Origin of the sequence: Pseudodesulfovibrio nedwellii, assembly GCF_027923765.1 — a bacterium.
Taxonomy (GTDB): Bacteria; Desulfobacterota; Desulfovibrionia; order Desulfovibrionales; family Desulfovibrionaceae; genus Pseudodesulfovibrio; species Pseudodesulfovibrio nedwellii.
The window spans coordinates 2,960,813-2,977,230 of record NZ_AP026709.1 but is presented as its reverse complement, the minus strand read 5'-3'; the positions used below and the strand labels follow the sequence as shown (position 1 = coordinate 2,977,230).

The 16,418-nt window shown below is 50.6% G+C and carries 15 protein-coding genes; 11 read left to right on the top strand and 4 right to left on the bottom strand.

The genetic code is table 11. The features are described 5' to 3' along the window. Nucleotides 1-5 precede the first annotated feature (5 nt). The 10 genes from fliQ to SYK_RS13845 all read left to right on the top strand — a co-directional run bounded on the left by fliQ (nucleotide 6) and on the right by SYK_RS13845 (nucleotide 10,381). Nucleotides 6-275, top strand: a complete 270-nt coding sequence (fliQ, locus tag SYK_RS13890; protein WP_281760874.1) for a flagellar biosynthesis protein FliQ — start codon at nucleotides 6-8, stop codon at nucleotides 273-275. A gap of 136 nt (nucleotides 276-411) precedes the next feature. Beyond that, nucleotides 412-2,055 (top strand): TolB family protein, encoded by a 1,644-nt coding sequence (locus SYK_RS13885; protein WP_281760873.1) that lies wholly within the window; start codon nucleotides 412-414, stop codon nucleotides 2,053-2,055. 24 nt (nucleotides 2,056-2,079) lie between these two features. Next, a complete protein-coding gene (locus tag SYK_RS13880) occupies nucleotides 2,080-2,916 on the top strand; it encodes a hypothetical protein (RefSeq protein WP_281760872.1) in 837 nt (278 codons plus the stop codon). A 39-nt stretch (nucleotides 2,917-2,955) separates the two neighbouring features. After that, complete coding sequence (locus SYK_RS13875) at nucleotides 2,956-4,278, top strand: peptidoglycan-binding domain-containing protein (protein ID WP_281760871.1); 1,323 nt, start codon at nucleotides 2,956-2,958, stop codon at nucleotides 4,276-4,278. 225 nt (nucleotides 4,279-4,503) lie between these two features. Then, entirely contained in the window at nucleotides 4,504-5,085 is a 582-nt protein-coding gene (locus tag SYK_RS13870; RefSeq protein ID WP_281760870.1) for a hypothetical protein, read from the top strand. A 13-nt stretch (nucleotides 5,086-5,098) separates the two neighbouring features. Continuing rightward, nucleotides 5,099-6,286 (top strand): peptidoglycan-binding domain-containing protein, encoded by a 1,188-nt coding sequence (locus SYK_RS13865; RefSeq protein WP_281760869.1) that lies wholly within the window; start codon nucleotides 5,099-5,101, stop codon nucleotides 6,284-6,286. A 148-nt stretch (nucleotides 6,287-6,434) separates the two neighbouring features. Further along, nucleotides 6,435-8,846, top strand: coding sequence for a Lon protease family protein (locus SYK_RS13860; protein ID WP_281760868.1), 2,412 nt, complete (start codon nucleotides 6,435-6,437; stop codon nucleotides 8,844-8,846). A 131-nt stretch (nucleotides 8,847-8,977) separates the two neighbouring features. Continuing rightward, entirely contained in the window at nucleotides 8,978-9,637 is a 660-nt protein-coding gene (locus SYK_RS13855) for a metallophosphoesterase family protein (protein WP_281760867.1), read from the top strand. Beyond that, nucleotides 9,634-10,104 carry a 23S rRNA (pseudouridine(1915)-N(3))-methyltransferase RlmH gene (locus SYK_RS13850; protein WP_281760866.1) on the top strand — a complete coding sequence of 157 codons (471 nt, stop codon included), beginning with the start codon at nucleotides 9,634-9,636 and terminating at the stop codon, nucleotides 10,102-10,104. Before SYK_RS13855 ends, SYK_RS13850 begins: the two co-directional genes overlap by 4 nt. Before the next feature lie 13 nt (nucleotides 10,105-10,117). Further along, a complete protein-coding gene (locus SYK_RS13845; RefSeq protein ID WP_281760865.1) occupies nucleotides 10,118-10,381 on the top strand; it encodes a hypothetical protein in 264 nt (87 codons plus the stop codon). 72 nt (nucleotides 10,382-10,453) lie between these two features. Here the strand turns inward: SYK_RS13845 and SYK_RS13840 are convergent, their stop codons facing one another. The 4 genes from SYK_RS13840 to SYK_RS13825 all read right to left on the bottom strand — a co-directional run bounded on the left by SYK_RS13840 (nucleotide 10,454) and on the right by SYK_RS13825 (nucleotide 15,212). Beyond that, a complete protein-coding gene (locus SYK_RS13840) occupies nucleotides 10,454-12,088 on the bottom strand; it encodes an AMP-binding protein (RefSeq protein ID WP_281760864.1) in 1,635 nt (544 codons plus the stop codon). A gap of 96 nt (nucleotides 12,089-12,184) precedes the next feature. Further along, nucleotides 12,185-12,733 (bottom strand): helix-turn-helix domain-containing protein, encoded by a 549-nt coding sequence (locus tag SYK_RS13835; RefSeq protein ID WP_281760863.1) that lies wholly within the window; start codon nucleotides 12,731-12,733, stop codon nucleotides 12,185-12,187. Between the two features lie 268 nt (nucleotides 12,734-13,001). Next, nucleotides 13,002-14,642, bottom strand: coding sequence for an AMP-binding protein (locus SYK_RS13830; RefSeq protein WP_281760862.1), 1,641 nt, complete (start codon nucleotides 14,640-14,642; stop codon nucleotides 13,002-13,004). Between the two features lie 9 nt (nucleotides 14,643-14,651). After that, nucleotides 14,652-15,212: a helix-turn-helix domain-containing protein gene (locus SYK_RS13825; RefSeq protein WP_281760861.1), complete on the bottom strand. Its 561-nt coding sequence runs from the start codon at nucleotides 15,210-15,212 to the stop codon at nucleotides 14,652-14,654. Nucleotides 15,213-15,611: 399 nt separating this feature from the next. On the opposite strand from SYK_RS13825, the gene SYK_RS13820 reads away from it, so the two are divergent. After that, nucleotides 15,612-16,415 carry a tetratricopeptide repeat protein gene (locus tag SYK_RS13820; RefSeq protein ID WP_353618235.1) on the top strand — a complete coding sequence of 268 codons (804 nt, stop codon included), beginning with the start codon at nucleotides 15,612-15,614 and terminating at the stop codon, nucleotides 16,413-16,415. Nucleotides 16,416-16,418 lie beyond the last annotated feature (3 nt).

Here is a 16,418-nt window from a genome sequence, read left to right as displayed (position 1 = left end):
GTCGTATGACTCCGGAATTTGTGGTCGGCTTTGCCCGACAAGCCATTGAGATGACCTTGATCATTTCCCTCCCCATGCTCGGTATCGGCATGGTGGTCGGTATTATCATTTCCATCATTCAGGCTGCCACTCAAATTCAGGAAATGACCTTGACCATGGTCCCGAAAATTGTCGCAATCTTTCTAGCCCTACTTATCGCCTTCCCATGGATCATGGATAAAATGGCATCCTATACAACAAATCTTTTTCTGAATCTGCCCAATTATATCAAATAACATTCCGTTTTTTCGGTGCTTTTTTCATACTTCTTTTTCTTGACCAAGCGTCGAGTAAAAAGAGGGAAAACTTGCCATATTTTTCACACCGGGTTACTGTATAAATCTCAATATAGATTTTTTACCCGGTGATACTATGACGAAACAACTGAGCTTCTCCCGGTATTCTCCCTTTCTTTTCATTGCTTGCATAATGGCAACTATCTTCTTCGCTCAGCCAATATTTGCATATCCCCTCTTCCGATCAATTGATATCCAGCCTCCTCAGGGACAAACCCTCAAAGACTGGATAGGATCCTTCTCGCCCGACGAATCGCCCACCACAATTCCCGTACTTGAGCCTCTGCCCGGAGCCTTGGTCCCGGCGAATGCGGCATCGCCCATAATCCGCTGGAAAGACGCCTTGAACACCACATGGCTCATCCCCCTGTCAACAAACGGCACCTCCTTATGCCGTGGTGTCATGGACACTCCATACTGGATTCCAAACCAACTTCTCTGGGAACAGATCAAATCCGCTGCCGGAAACGCACCGGTCCAAGTATCGGTAAACGGCATAAGCTCAACCGGTACACTCAATACCAAAGGAGAAACCTCCTTCGCCATATCTGAAGATCCAGTTGGCTCGCATATCGGATTCCTTCGAAAGCGGCTACCTTTCAAAAAAGCCAAAGACAATCCACACGATAGCCAGATGGCTGTTGGCGACCTTTCGTCCTTCGCCAAACCACGGATAGTGTTGCAGGATCAGCCCATCTGCTTCAACTGCCACGCTTATTCAGCTAACGGAAAGTCCTATGGTATGGATATGGATTACAAAGGCGACAAGGGTGGATATGTCTTGGTAGACATATCAAAAACGGTTTCAATCACTGACGACAATGTCATCTCCTGGAACGATTACAAGGCCCCCGGTCCCTCCAAATACAGCATGGGCCTGTTCACCGCATTTTCTCCAAATGGCCGTTATGCAGCCTCTACTGTGGGCGAATCCTCAGCGTTCATCATGCTTGACGACCTTCATTTCTCCCAAATGTTTTATCCGGCCACTGGGGTAATCGCATACTACGACCGCACAACAGAACAAGTTCTGCCATTGAGTGGCGCGGATAATATTGAAGCGGTGCAGACCAATCCGACATTCTCCGCAGATGGTCGCCGGGTGACGTTTGCCAGAGCTTCAGTCAAACCAGCCCTTGTGGCTGACATCGAAGCAGGCAGACTCCGCAAGGAAGATCCCTCCCAGACTATTCTCGATACCAATGAAAAATATCCCATGCAGTTTGATCTTTATTCCGTCCCTTTCAACAACGGGACAGGAGGCACAGCCTCCCCGGTTAAAGGGGCATCAGAGAACGGAATGAGCAACTTCTTTCCCCGATATTCACCGGACGGGAAATGGCTCGTATTCACTCAATGCAAAACAGGACTGGTGCTCCAACCCGATAGTCGATTGGTCATTGTCCCCGCAGAAGGGGGAATTCCCCGCGTGCTCAAGGCTAATATGAACCTGATGAACTCCTGGCACAGTTGGTCTCCCAATTCTCGTTGGCTCGCCTTTTCATCAAAAGGCAACTCACCGTATACGGAAATTTATCTCACACACATTGATGAAGATGGGAAATCCAGCCCGGCCCTGCGCCTGTTTCGGTTCAGTCATTCGGAACTGGCAGCCATGGTCCCGGAATTCGTGCCGGACAACAGCGTAATACAAAGGACCATGGGACTTGCCGACCCGGAGGGGGCAAAGGGTAATTCCATGGCTACAGACGGCAGATAACTTATAACTACTCGGGAGATAACCATGTTGAAAACGACAAGAGGTATGCATGGGTTCGTGGCGTCCCTGCTCGCACTCACATTGCTCCTTACACCGACCATGGCCTCGGCTTACGGCGGAGGCGGAGGCGACGTAGGAGGCCCACCAAAAGATTTAAAAATCGATCCGTGGAAACCCAGTGAATTGGTCTCCATTTTTGGGACCCTCAATCCATCACAACAGGACACCCTGATAACGGCCTTTACCGGCTCGACCATCGAGAAACGCGATCTTCTCACTATCCGTCAGGTCTTTCTCGAACAAAACTCCAATGCAGCCAACAACGAAGCGGCCATGCTGGACGCCTGTGTCAAGACACTTGAAGTACTCGATAAACTTGGCGAATACTCACAAGAAGGCCTGTCCTTTGTACCCGGTGTAGGCTGGGTGACAGCAGCGGCGCTCGGCGCGGCTCGCGGTGGTGCCAACGCATACCGTGACGGCAAAACTCCCGGCGACATCGTCAAAGGCATCGTTATCGGCGGTGGCGCATCCGGTCTGGTTGGCAAATTCTCGCCCATGAATGCAGACAAAGCCTTCACCACTGCCCGTGCAGGGATCAATCTGGCCCGCAATGCGATCACAAAAAAAGTCCGTGAACGTGCCACGGTTGTCGCAGTCAAGGCAGTAGCTCGATACGGCGCCAAAAAGGGTGTGGACTACGGTGCGGAAAAAGCCATCGGTAAAGCCATGGAACAGGCCGCCAACATACTGGGCGCAGAGAATCGCGCTTCGGTCCCAGACTACTCGCCTGACCCGACATTTGACCCCATGTCTTCCGCACCAGCCAGCTCGATTGCCGGCGGCACGCCTCAGATTTAACGCTTGCACCGCGAGTCCAAAAACAAGGTAATAATTCACATGCGCAAATATACCGTTCTCACGATTCTGGTATTGTTCAGCCTTGCCCTGACCGCCTGCAAAATGGACGGTCTGGGTTCAACCCCTCCACCGCCTCCGCCTAAAAAGGTGCAGACGCCCGAAGTCATTCCCGTCAAACAGGAACAGGCTCCTGATGACATCAAGTTGGTTACCTCCGCTCTCCTCGAACGTCTTCGCGGTGGAAAAATCGCGGTAGAAAATGTCACCTTCGACCCTGCTGGCCGCCATGCCGTTGGTGAAAAGGAATTTGACTACGAAGGGTTTGACGTCCAAAACGTAGCCGTGACCGGTTACGAAACCACCGTGCTTAATCAGGGCGAGGTTCTGGTTATGCTCGAAGGTGTGTTCCTATTCAAAGATGTCATCAACCGTCGTGCAGGAGTCTACTACGCCGCCCAATACGTGGTGACGAAAAGATCCGTCAACATCACCAAATCCGTCGTGGTTGGCATTCCGCCAGACTTCCCAAGGGTCGAAACATTCTTCGTCAAGGAAAAAACATTCAAGGCTGTAGCCTCCACTCTGACCAGCTACATGGACTACTATCTGTTCGCCATCGAAAATGCCGAACCCATGACCTATGGCGAAGACGGTTCCCGAACCGGTATCAAATCCAAGTACTTCATCATGACCTTCTGTAAAGATCGGTTGTTCCAGGAATCTTCGCTGGCCATGAAAGTAACAAGCCGCGCATATGGTGCAGGCACGAAACTGGCCGACGCCATTTCCATCAATGACTCTGGTTGGCGTATCCTGATAGCTGGTGGCGAATTCACCCCCGGCTCCAGCAAGAGCAGATTCTACGTGGGTGTGACCTACAAACAAGACCCAACAGGCTATCTCCCAGCCGTGGTGGTCGGTGAGTTCGCCAACGTGAAAAAAGACCGCACCGAAGCTCCACCGGCTCCCGTTGCCGCAGTTGCCGCACCAGCCGCACCAGCCACAGCATCTCCGGCGCCAGCTTCTGTAGCAGCTCCTGCTCCAGCAATAGCGGCACCTGCTCCGGCAATGGCAGCTCCTGCCCCTGCAATAGCAGCACCCGCGCCAGCAGCGATACAATCCGCCCCTACAGATGGCCCATTAGGCGCTGGACGCGCGTTCCTTAATCCGGTCTTTCCGGAAGACGTCAAAGTCATGCAGGTCCGACTGAGAGAACTTGGCTACTACAAGGGCAAAATCGATCAGAACTTTGGCCCACTGACCAAACAAGCTCTGGATAACTTCGCCGTAAAATATGGCTTTCCCAAAGGACAATGGAGCCTCGGTGTCCAAAAGGCTCTGTTCAAGGGGACCGGACTATAATCATTACCAGCAAAGGCGGTCTCAACTCCGAGGCCGCCTTTGCCCACCCTTTTTCAACCTTCCTTCAAGGGAAAAATCCCGTACGGGCAGGACATGAAAAGCACATATAAGGTCAAAAGATCAGGCGGTGCATCTTTTCCTTCAACAAGGAGTATTCAAATGCTTCTCTCACAACGATTTGCACCACTCACATATTGGCTAACGGGTGTCCTCCTTATTCTCTTCATGGCTGCACCTGCACCACTCTTTGCAAGCGGATGCGATAGTGGAGGAAGTGGAGGCGGTGGCGGAAGCGACGGTTCTGCTCTGAGAGGACCATCAGGAAGAAAAGGCCCGGCCATGGAACCCACCATAGGAATAGAAGGGGTCCCGGTAATGGACCCCGAACGAGGTTGGAAAAGTCCATGGACTGACACTCCGCCGCAACCAGTCGTCAATCGAGAACTGACAACCGCTGAAAAAGCTGCCGTTGCCATCATTGATTACACAAAAAATGAAGCACAAAGCCGCTTTCAGGATATGATCATGGGATTCATCTTTGCATCCAACCCAGAAATCATCGCAGCCATTAAAACCATTGAGGGCATCAAGAAAGGCGTAGACCTTTCCGTAGATGTCCTCCGCAGACTCGAAAAAGAAAAAAAAGCTTACGGAAAATCAGCCATGGGCATGCGCAATTCAAGAGGTGTCCAAACAGGACACGATGGCACGGCTGACGCCCCAGGAGACATGAGTCCCGACTACTCAGGCTTCGGATTTGGTATGCCTGGTCCTCAGGCAACTCAGGAAGACACACAGCTTTGGTAGAGGAGAAACCACCATGAAAAAGATTATTCTCACTCTCAGCTTTCTGATATGCCTGACAACAGCCTCCCCCGTCATGGGACAAGATGTGGAATGGCCGCCGGATGCCCTTGCCGTATCTTATGCCGTAGCTGCCAAACTCACCAACCAACAAGGGCCGAGTTCCGTCTCATTTGCTCCCGGCGCAGACGCATATATGGAAGGTCTCAATAACGGATACTTCTACAATTTCAAACATGGCGGGGCTATCCCGGTCATAGGCCAGAACTACGGCATCGGCGACAACTATGCGGCTGATGTGGCCGGCGTCATTCATCTTTTCGACTCTAATGAACGCATCGCAACCCTGCAATATCTGGCTCAATATACTGTTCAAAAAGACAAAATCAGCATCACACAATGTCTAGCCGCAACATCATCTCCATCAAAAATGACTCTGGAAGTCTATATGATCCCGTATGAAACATTTCTCCAGGCTGTCCCGATTGAATCTCGTGGAGATTGGGGAGCGGTTTACCATGCAGCCAAAACATACGGTTTTAATCCACAACGGGACCAGGCCAAAATCGACAAATATTTGGTTATGACCTTCGTCAAGAACCGACTCCCTGCGGATGCCAAATTTGAAGTTATCATGAGTGATAGAAAAAAAGCACAGTGGCAGCGAGACAATTTGGCAAAAAAACAGGAGTCGTATCTCGACTATGATGGTTGGCGAGTGCACATGTTCGCAGCAAAATTCAATCCGTCCAGCCTCCGTGACCGATTTTACAACAATTACTACTACACACCGGGGAGTGGTATCGCCCAAGATCTGCGCGAAAGGAATCATGTTGCTCGATACAACTCTAAACCGTCAGCCTCCGGGCCGTCAGCTCCCATAAAAAGCGCAGTCGCCCCTCCTGTTCCCACGAGCACACCACGCCCCCAAACGGCATACGCTCCAACGCCAACACCTCAAACAGGCTCCGGCGAAGGCCCGTATGGGCGTGGCACTGCTTTCCTGAATCCGGTCTTCCCCGAAGACGTTAAAGCCATGCAGGTCCGTTTGCGCGACCTTGGCTATTACAAGGGAAAAATTGACCAAAACTGGGGACCAATAACAAGACAGGCCCTAGATAACTTCGCCGTAAAATACGGATTTCCCAAGGGACAATGGAGCCTTGGGCTGCAAAAAGCCCTGTTCAAAGGAACCGGATTGTAGACACACTGTGCTCGAAATAATTAGGCGGCCATTCGAGGTCGCCTTTTTCATGCTCAATCCCGCACAATGGATGGTGACAACCGGGGAAAAACACCTTAGATTCATAAAGTGCCAATGCCGCGCACGAATAATACAGCATGAGCATTTAATGAACAAGACTACTCCCGCCCTCAAAGGGCTCCCCGGCTCCAAGCTCCGGGCCACGCTGGACCCGACCAAGATCCCCTATGAAACCAGTGCAGACATCCCGGACAGGAATGTCTATCCCAAACTCCAGCCCAGGGCCATACAAGCTCTGTCACTGGCCCTTGAGATCAAAGGCAACGAACATAATCTCTACGTTTCCGGTGAGCCGAATATGGGCCGGACATATTTCGTCAAATCCTTTTTGAAGCCCACAGCTGCAAAGGCCACACCGCCATGCGACTGGGTGTACCTCTACAATTTCGAGGACAACGACAGGCCTATTTCCGTGTCCATGCCTGCAGGCAAGGGCCGAAAGCTCAAAGTGGCTCAACACAAGGCCATGACCCATATCCGTCAGGAAATCCCGGCTCGATTCGAAAAGGATACTTTCCAGAAAAAACATGAACGGATAGTCAAAAAGTTCAACGCCAAACGTGAAGAACTGTTCAACAAGATGGATGCCACCGCCGAAAAGGAGAATTTCTCCCTTAATCTCGATGACGAGGGAGTTCTCACCCTCTCTCCCATCGTGGACGGTGAAGTCATATCGGACAAGGACTTCGACAAAATCAAACCAGCCCAACGCAAAAAGCTCAAGGTCAAGGGCGAAGAACTCCTTGCCGGAGTCAGCTCCATTCTACGCCAGATCAACCAGAACGAAATGGATATGCGCGAGTCCGAAAACGATCTGCACCGAGAAACAGCCAAGGCTGTCATGCATGATTGTTTCACACAAGTTTCAGACAAGTTCAAATCCATCAAGGGATTGCCGGAATACTTTGAGGCACTGGTCAACGAGGTCGTGGAAAACGTGGACCAGTTCATGCCCCGCGACACATCTCTGGCCGGCCTACTCCCCGAAGGAATGCCGTCCGGTGAAGACTTCTTCACACGGTTCGAGGTCAACCTGTTCGTGGACAACGGCAAAACCAAAGGCGCTCCCGTCGTGGTGGAAGACCACCCCACCGCTTTCAATCTACTCGGCTCCATCGAACGCGAAGCCGAAATGGGCGCACTCTACACAGACTTTACCCTCATCAAGGCCGGAACACTGCACCAGGCCAACGGCGGCTTCCTGCTCCTGAACATGGAGGATCTGCTCTCCAACCACGTCTCTTGGGAAGGATTGCTCCGCGCCCTCAGATCAGGCCAATCACGCATTGAAGACCCTGTTGATCAGGAACAAGTACGTGCTCGGACCATCCAGCCAGAACCCATTAATCTTGATCTCAAGATCGTGCTTATCGGTTCGGACGAACACTATGAAGTTTTGCTCTACAACGATGACCGCTTTGCCAAATACTTTAAGCTCAAAGCACATTTGCAGCACGCAGCCACACGTAACGCGGCCAACATCAAGAACTATATCTCGATTATCGGCCAGACCGCACGCGAAACAAAAGTCCTCCCGCTGACAAGAGAGGCCATTGCCGGGTTGGTTGATTTCTCATCCAGACTGGTGGAAGACCAGAAACGGTTATCCCTCTACATCCCGCTAGTACGTGAACGCATGATCGAAGCATCAGCTTTCGCACGCATGGCCGGTAAAGACACCATAGATCTCGAAGCTCTAAACGAGGCGGTTACCGCCAAGGACTATCGGGTCAATCTGTATGAAGAAGAATTCATGACCGACTATGATCGTCAGGTCATCAAAGTCGCCACCGATGGACAAGCCGCAGGTCGCGCCAATGGATTGTCCGTGACGCTCTTCGGCGACTACGAATTTGGTCTACCGCACCAAATTTCCTGCACCGCAGGCGTTGGTCACGGTGGCATTCTCGACTTGGAACGCGAAGCCCAGATGGGTGGCCCCATTCACACCAAGGGTATGATGATTATCAAGTCCTATCTGGTCCGACTGTTTGCACAGGACAAACCCATCGTCATGACCGGGTCACTCTGTTTCGAGCAGTCCTACGCAGGCATCGAAGGTGACTCAGCTTCAGGCGCGGAACTGGCTTCCCTGCTTTCAGCCCTGTCCGGCGCACCGATCAATTTGTCCTACGCCTTCACTGGCGCAGTATCCCAGAGCGGTGCAGTCATGGCCGTGGGCGGCGTCAACCGCAAGATCGAAGGTTTCTTCGAAGTCTGCCGTCGTCGCAAGCTGACCGGCAAACAAGGCGTCATCCTGCCTGCTGACAACGTGGTCAACCTGATGCTCAAAGACGAAATCGTTCAGGCCGTTGAAGCCGGGATGTTTCACATTTTCCCGGTCAAAACCATTGAAGAAGCCATGTTCATCCTCACAGGTATGCGTTGTGGCAAGCCCGACAGAAAAGGCAAATATCCGACAGGCACACTGTACCGCATGGTTGACGACCGATTGGCAGAACTCGCCAAACTCGCCGTGCCGGGTGACAAAAACGAATAAGATACGCTTCACAGGTGGCCCCACTTCATAATGGGGCCACCCGCTCTTTTATGTCCTCCCTCCACGGTCCGTTGACGAACGGCATGACTCAGATATAGGGTCATGCCAGTTTTTTTCAGGAGAACACGATCATGTATTGGATAGCATTTGGCGATATACACGAATCCACAGGCCTTATTGAGGCCATTCCCGACCTCTCCGGCGCGGAAGGTGTCATCATCTCCGGCGACATTACCAACCGGGGGAGCCGTGAAGCGGTCAATAACGTGATCAAGACTGTGGCCGCGATCAATCCCCGTATTCTGGCCCAACCGGGGAATATGGACACAGACACTGTGCAGACCTACCTGATAGAACAGGACATGGACATCCATCTGAAAGTCCGAGAGCTGACTCCCGGCCTCGCCCTCTTGGGTGTGGGAATGTCCACGCCGACACCGTTTGGTACACCCAGCGAAGTCCCGGAAGAAACCATTGCCAAATGGCTGGATGAAACCCATACGCAGGTAGACGAATTCGACCAGCTCATCGCAATTATCCACGAGCCGCCACACGACACCAAGGTTGATCAACTCGGTAACGGACAGCATGTTGGTAGCCCCAGCGTCCGCAAATTCATCGAGCGCGTCCAACCGGCACTGGTCATCACCGGCCACATCCACGAATCAAAAGCTGTAGACATGATCGGCAAAACTCCGGTTATTAATCCTGGCATGCTGGCTGGCGGCGGCTATATTCGCATCGAATTTGAAGGCTCAACCGTCTCCGCACAACTAATGAGCGTGTCATGAGCAAGATCGGATTCATCTGGGTTGGGAAACTCAAAGAACCATTTTCCAAGGATGGATGCGCCCATTACTTGAAAAAACTATCGCGTTTTTTCAAGCTGGAAGAGTCTATAATCAAAGACGCCCCCGGCAAACTTCCGGTTCAGGACAAGAACAAAAAGGAAGGAGAAGGTATTCTTTCCAAGGTCAAAAAGGGAGACGTCCTCATCATTCTTGATGAATACGGCGACCGATTGACCTCGCGAGAACTCGCCAAGCGGGTTCAAAAATGGACAGATGCGCCTAACCAACGACCTGTGTTCGTCATCGGCGGCCCCTTTGGATTGTCCGAAGACGTCAAAAAAGCGGCCCGTCATTCCATCCGGCTCAGTGATATGACACTGCCACATGAGCTGGCACGTTTACTCCTGCTTGAACAATTATACCGCGTCGGAACCATTCATAAAAACATGCCCTACCATCACGACTAACGGAGATTTACGTATGCTCGACATCGATTATCTGGAACGCGTGGCCAAGTATTTCGAATCCGGCGACTGCAAATTCGAATTCGAAAACGGTGAAGAAGAACGCCGACTGCTTATTCTCGACTTCCTTGAACACCTCATGGAGCTGGGAGAAAAAGCCGATGAACTCGCAACAAAACTCATTTTCAAGGATGCATATGCCACGCTGTTGACAGAAGATGGAGTTGCTACGGCAGAAGCGAATGGAGAAGGCGAAGCCGATCCAAAGAATCCGCAATAGTCTTTACCTTGTTATTAAAAACGAAAAAGCCGACCACATGGTCGGCTTTTTCGTTTTTAATCGTCAGAATTCTTAACTGTTATATTTCTTCAAATCAGCTTCCCGAATCTCTTTACGTTTGATCTTGCCGGAAATGGTCTTGGGCAGATCATCCACATACTCGATAACGCGGGGATATTTGTACGGGGCGGTCAATTCTCGGACATAGGTCTGAAGGGCCTTGGTCAGCTCTTCGGACGGCTCGTAACCGGGTGCAAGAACCACCGTTGCCTTCACCAGTTGCCCACGCACCTCATCAGGCAAGCCGGTGACGGCAGCTTCGATAACGGAATCATGTGCCACCAAAGCAGACTCGACCTCAAAGGGTCCGATACGATAGCCGGAGCTCTTGATAAGGTCATCAGTACGGCCCATGAACCAGAGGTATCCATCTTCATCCGCCCAAGCTTTGTCTCCGGTATGATACCAGCCATCAAACTTGACGGACGCGGTCTTTTCCGGCTCATCCATATAGGAATCGAACAACCCGAGCACCGGCTTGTCAATACGGATACAAATTTCGCCTTCTTCGCCCTGAGGGACTTTCTTACCCTCATCATCCATAAGCGCAATGTCCCACCCAGGCACAGGCCGACCAATGGAACCAGGTTTGGGCGTCATGCACTTGAAAGTCGCCACCTGAAGTGTGGTTTCAGTCTGACCATATCCTTCATAAAGAGGCATGTTGAAAGCCTTTTCCCAGGCATGGAATACCGACTCATTCAACAGCTCGCCAGCAGTAGTGCAGTGACGAAGTGACAATGCGTACTTGGACAAATCCTCGCGCACAAGGAATCGGTACACGGTCGGCGGTGCGCAAAAGGTCGTGATCTTGTTTTCTTCCATGATCTGCAAGAGATGAGCAGGCTCGAACTTGCCTCGAAAATCCCAGACAAAAACGACGGCACCGGCCATCCACTGGCCATAGAACTTGCCCCACACGGACTTGGCCCAACCGGTCTCGGACAGAGTCAGATGGATATCGCCCTCTTCAAGATCGTGCCACATTGCAGCTGTCGTAAAATGACTCGCCGGATAGGAGAAATTGTGCAGCACCATCTTTGGCAGGCCCGTGGTACCGGAAGAAAAGAAAATGACCATGGGATCATCGCCGCCTGGAGAATCAGCCGTACGCGGAAAACTCACATCACCAGTTGCCATAAGTTCTTCATAGTCATGCCAACCGTCATTGGTTTCGCCGTCAATCTGTACGAAATGATTGAGTCCCGGGCAATCACCCTTGGCTTCATCCACACGTGCACAAATGGAATCTTCACAGATGATAGCGGAAATCTTAGCGTAATTTACACGCTGAGAGATATCCTTCTTTGTCAGCAGGGACGGGGACGGAATTGGCAATGCGCCGATGCGATGCAATGCAAGCATAACCGTCCAGTATTCCAAACGGCGATACAGGACGAGCATAACCCGATCACCTTTCTTGACGCCCTCTTTCACAAGGGCATTGGCGAGTTTACTCGACGTTTCCTGAAAAAATTTGAAATCGTATTCGCGACGAACACCATCGTCGTCAACATGAATAAGCGCGGTTTTTCCCGGCTCCATTGCATCCAGAACATCATAAGAAAAGTTGAAATTCTCAGGGCATTCCGGTTTATATCTGGCGCACAAGTCTGCGTAATCGGCGTATTCTTCCTTAGTAAACATGATAAATAACTCCGTGATTCTGAATCAATTTTGCGTTTTTTTTGCACATAAAAAATGACATACCTTGTTCCGGGCGGACCAAAAAATCGGCCAACCCTACAGAATCACATCAAGGAATTTTACTTCTTTGCCATCCATACCACGCAGAGCATGAGGCGTTTCGGAACTGAAATACAAAGAGTCACCCGGCTCAACAACAATAGATTCACCACCAAGACGGACTTCAAGACGACCTTCAAGGACGTACATAAATTCCTGTCCACGGTGTGCAGTCTCGACCATTTCTTCTTCGGGTTTCGGTGGTACCGTGATCAAAAACGGCTCCATTTCGCGTCCGGCGAACTTGTACCCCAAAGACTTGTAGTCATAATCCTTGCGACGATCCACAGCGTACCCTTCGTCTTTACGGACAACGGAATACGATTTCAGGTGGGGTTCTCGCCCGGAAATGAGCGTGGTCAGATCGACCCGACACAGCCGGGAAACATCCAACATGTACCCAACCGGAATCTCGACTGTCCCGGATTCATACCCGGCAACTTTGTCTTCCGGCAGGCCCAAAAGGTCTGCCATCTCAGCAACGGTCCAGCCGATTCCTTCTCGCAATCCCACCAAACGGGGCGCAATTTCCTTGTACTGTTCCATATATACCTCCTGTAAGAAGTGCCTCCGGCGGCTCAAGGAACCTTTTAAAAAAGGTTCCTTGAGAATCCTCCAAAACTTTTTATCGCCACCCCTGCGGGGTGGAGGATTCTTCCTGACAAGCAACATTTTCCCCTTTGCTTGCCACCAACACGCCGCCAACGTGTCTTTATATCCCCCATTAAGCTCTCTGACGGCACGTCTGAAAGTTCTAGATGAGGGTTTGGGGGAAACCTCTTTCAAAAGGTTTCCCCCAGTCTTCATCTTTATTCTACGCGTCCGGCCACAGGGTGGCTGCGTGGTCACGCAATTTATATTTCTGAATTTTCCCGGATGCAGTCATGGGATATTCAGTCATAAACGTGACGTATTTCGGAATCTTGTAACGAGCGATCTTGCCACGGCAATAGTCGATGACATCTTCAGGTTCCAGTTCAACGCCTTCCTTGAGAATAACAAAAGCACCGACCTGTTCGCCAAACTTTTCGCTAGGCACACCAGCTACCTGTACATCGAGAACGCCCTCCATAGTGTAGAGAAACTCCTCGATTTCGCGCGGATAGATATTCTCTCCGCCACGAATGATCATATCCTTGAGACGACCTGTAATGGACAAATAACCGTCATCATCCATAACACCGAGATCACCGGAATGCAGCCAGCCATCGGTATCAATAGCGGCAATCGTGGCTTTCTCGTTATTGTAGTAGCCCGTCATTACATTATAACCACGACAACAAACCTCACCTTGAACACCGGAGGCACATTTTTCACCCGTTTCGGGATCAGTAATGCGAATCTCCACTTCGGGCATAGCCGGACCAACGGTCTCGGTCATGTGCTCGATGGTATCACCGATGGTGGTCTGACTCATCACCGGACTGGCCTCGGTGAGGCCATAACAGATGGTGATCTCTTTCATGTTCATCTTGTCCATAACCCGCTTCATGACTTCCACCGGACATGGCGAACCAGCCATAATGCCAGTACGCAGGGAGGAATAATCGAAACGATCAAACATGGCATGATCAAGCATGGCTATAAACATCGTTGGCACGCCATACACCGCAGTACATTTTTCCTGATCAATGGCGAGCATGACATCCGTGGGTACAAAGTCCTCAAGAATAATCATGGCCACACCATGGTTGACGCAGGCGAGTACGCCAAGCACACAGCCGAAGCAATGGAACAATGGCACAGTCAAAGCAAGCCGGTCACCTGGCTGAAAGTTCTGGTTCTTGCCGATCCAGTACCCGTTGTTGGCAATGTTGTAATGAGAAAGCTGCACGCCCTTGGGGAACCCCGTGGTCCCGGAGGTGTATTGCATATTGACAACATCATGCGCATCAATCCCCGCTTGACGGGCCTTGTAATCCTGATCGGAGACCATAGCGGACATGGCCTGCAATTCAGGAATGGAATACATGCCACGATGCTTTTCGTGACCAAGGTAAAATACACGCTTAAGATGAGGAAACGTGTTGGTATGAAGCTGACCACGTTCCTGCACCTTGAGTTCCGGCACCTGCTCGTACACCGAGGCGAGATAATCATGCCCCCGATATTCGCCAATGATGAACAGATTTTCGGCCTCGGAATGCTCAAGCAAATATTTAAGTTCGTGTGAACGATAATGAGTGTTGACCGTAAGCAGAATGGCCCCGATCTTGGCTGTGGCGAACTGCAAGGCGACCCAATAAGGGACATTATTCGCCCAGATAGCCACCTTTTCACCCTTTTGCACACCCAGTCCCATAAGACCTTTGGCGATGGTATCCACCAAATCGCCGAATTCCTCATAGGTCAAATGAAAGTCGCGATCCACGTAGACCACGGCGTCCTGATCAGGCCACTTTTCAACGGCCTCGTCCAAAAGTTGTCCAAGGGTTATTTCGCGAAGTGCTGTCATGACGCCCCCCTATTCTGGGAAGTAGAGGACAGCATAGATTTCGGCCATTTCATCACCGGCACACGCCACATTGTGCGGTACCACGGAGTTGAAATAGGAGGAATCTCCTTTTTCAAGAATGGTCTCTTCCTGGCCGTATTTGATGCGAACCTTACCGGAGTGAACTATGATAAATTCTTCACCTTCATGAGAGGAAAGGTGCTCGTCCTTAGCGGATTCGGGCATCAACTCGATAAAAAAAGGTTCCATATGGCGATCGGTCTTGCCCTTGCCAAGGGAATGAAACTTCAACCCCGGTTCCTTTCCGGCAGGATGCATGACCAATTCTTCTGTGCGCTCATCAAGACGCGTGATCAACGGATCACGGGACACATGGTCATCCATAAAGGTACCAAGCCGCACCCCTAATGCGCGTGCCAATTTCACGAGCGGCTGCAAGGAAGGATACATGTCCTCGTCTTCAACGGCGCGAATGAACTCTTCGCTCAAAGTGGTTCGATTGGCTAAATCCTCAATGGTCAGATTCTGTTTTTCTCGGTAGGACTGAATCCTTTTGCCGACATTGTCCATCAGTGGAGTCTCCTTGAAACATCAACAATTATCTACATTATATAAAATCTTCTGCAATCATTCGATCCAGAAGACGGTAATTCGCCGTCTTTGCGTTTACCCGAAACAAACCGGATTGTCACCTTGGAGGGTCAGGGAGAGGATGCTCATTTTTTTACAATGGATACATCTTTTTTTCTCATATTCTATCAAACGAATGTTCGTCGGAAACGTCTGTTCTCCGCATCAATAAAAGGCTCAAACTTTTGCATCACCACACACGGCAACAGATCGGATGCACGCATCCTGTAAACGTGTTATTTTGTCGTTCAATCGACACCTCTGCCAGTTGCCATTCATGGCTCTGCCGTGTATTTTTTTATTCACACACGATAAATTGAAACCAATCGAGGACATGTCGTGAACCAAGATAAAAACAAGGTCACCCCGGATGAACCCATGGAGACCGTCACTATTCCCGAAGATGTGGAACTCGAAAAAATCTTTGGAGTCTTCTCTTCTCAATCAGTCAACAGAGTCGGCACCGGCACCACTTCCCGCAAGGCTATCCAGAAGTCTTACTGGTTTGCCGAAGAAGCTGATCAAGATGAGAATGGACGAGTAGTCATGGTCCAACCTCTCAATAATAACAACATCCCCTCCGGGCCTAAGGAAGGTTTCCCATTGCCCGATTTTCTGGAAAAATTCGACCCGGAATTGGAATACTATCAGGCAGAAGTTTATCCAAGAATGCAGGAGATGGACTCCACCTTGAAACGCGCCGAAAATCAACGCGAACAGGGGGCACTCTACTCAGCTCAATTTGAGTATGAAGCCACACTGAACTTCGACGAGCAAAACGTACGCGCCAACTTTGGTCTCGGCCTGACATATATGGAACGAGGTGAAACGGAAAAAGCGGGAGATATCTTCGAACGAGTGGTCTGTCTAGACGCAGCATTTACGCCCGAACACAAGCATTTATTCAACGAGTTCGGCATCAACCTACGCAAATCCAAGCTACTTGATCAGGCCGTTGAGTATTATACCCGCGCTCTTGAAATCACTGAAAACGACGAGAACCTCTACTACAATATCGCCCGTGCCTATTTTGAACAAGGCGAAAAGGACGAATGCAAAGCGAACCTGGCCAAGGCGCTTGAACTGAATCCTTCTTTCGAAGAAGCCAACAAATTTTTGGCATATATCAATAAAGAAGAATAACGC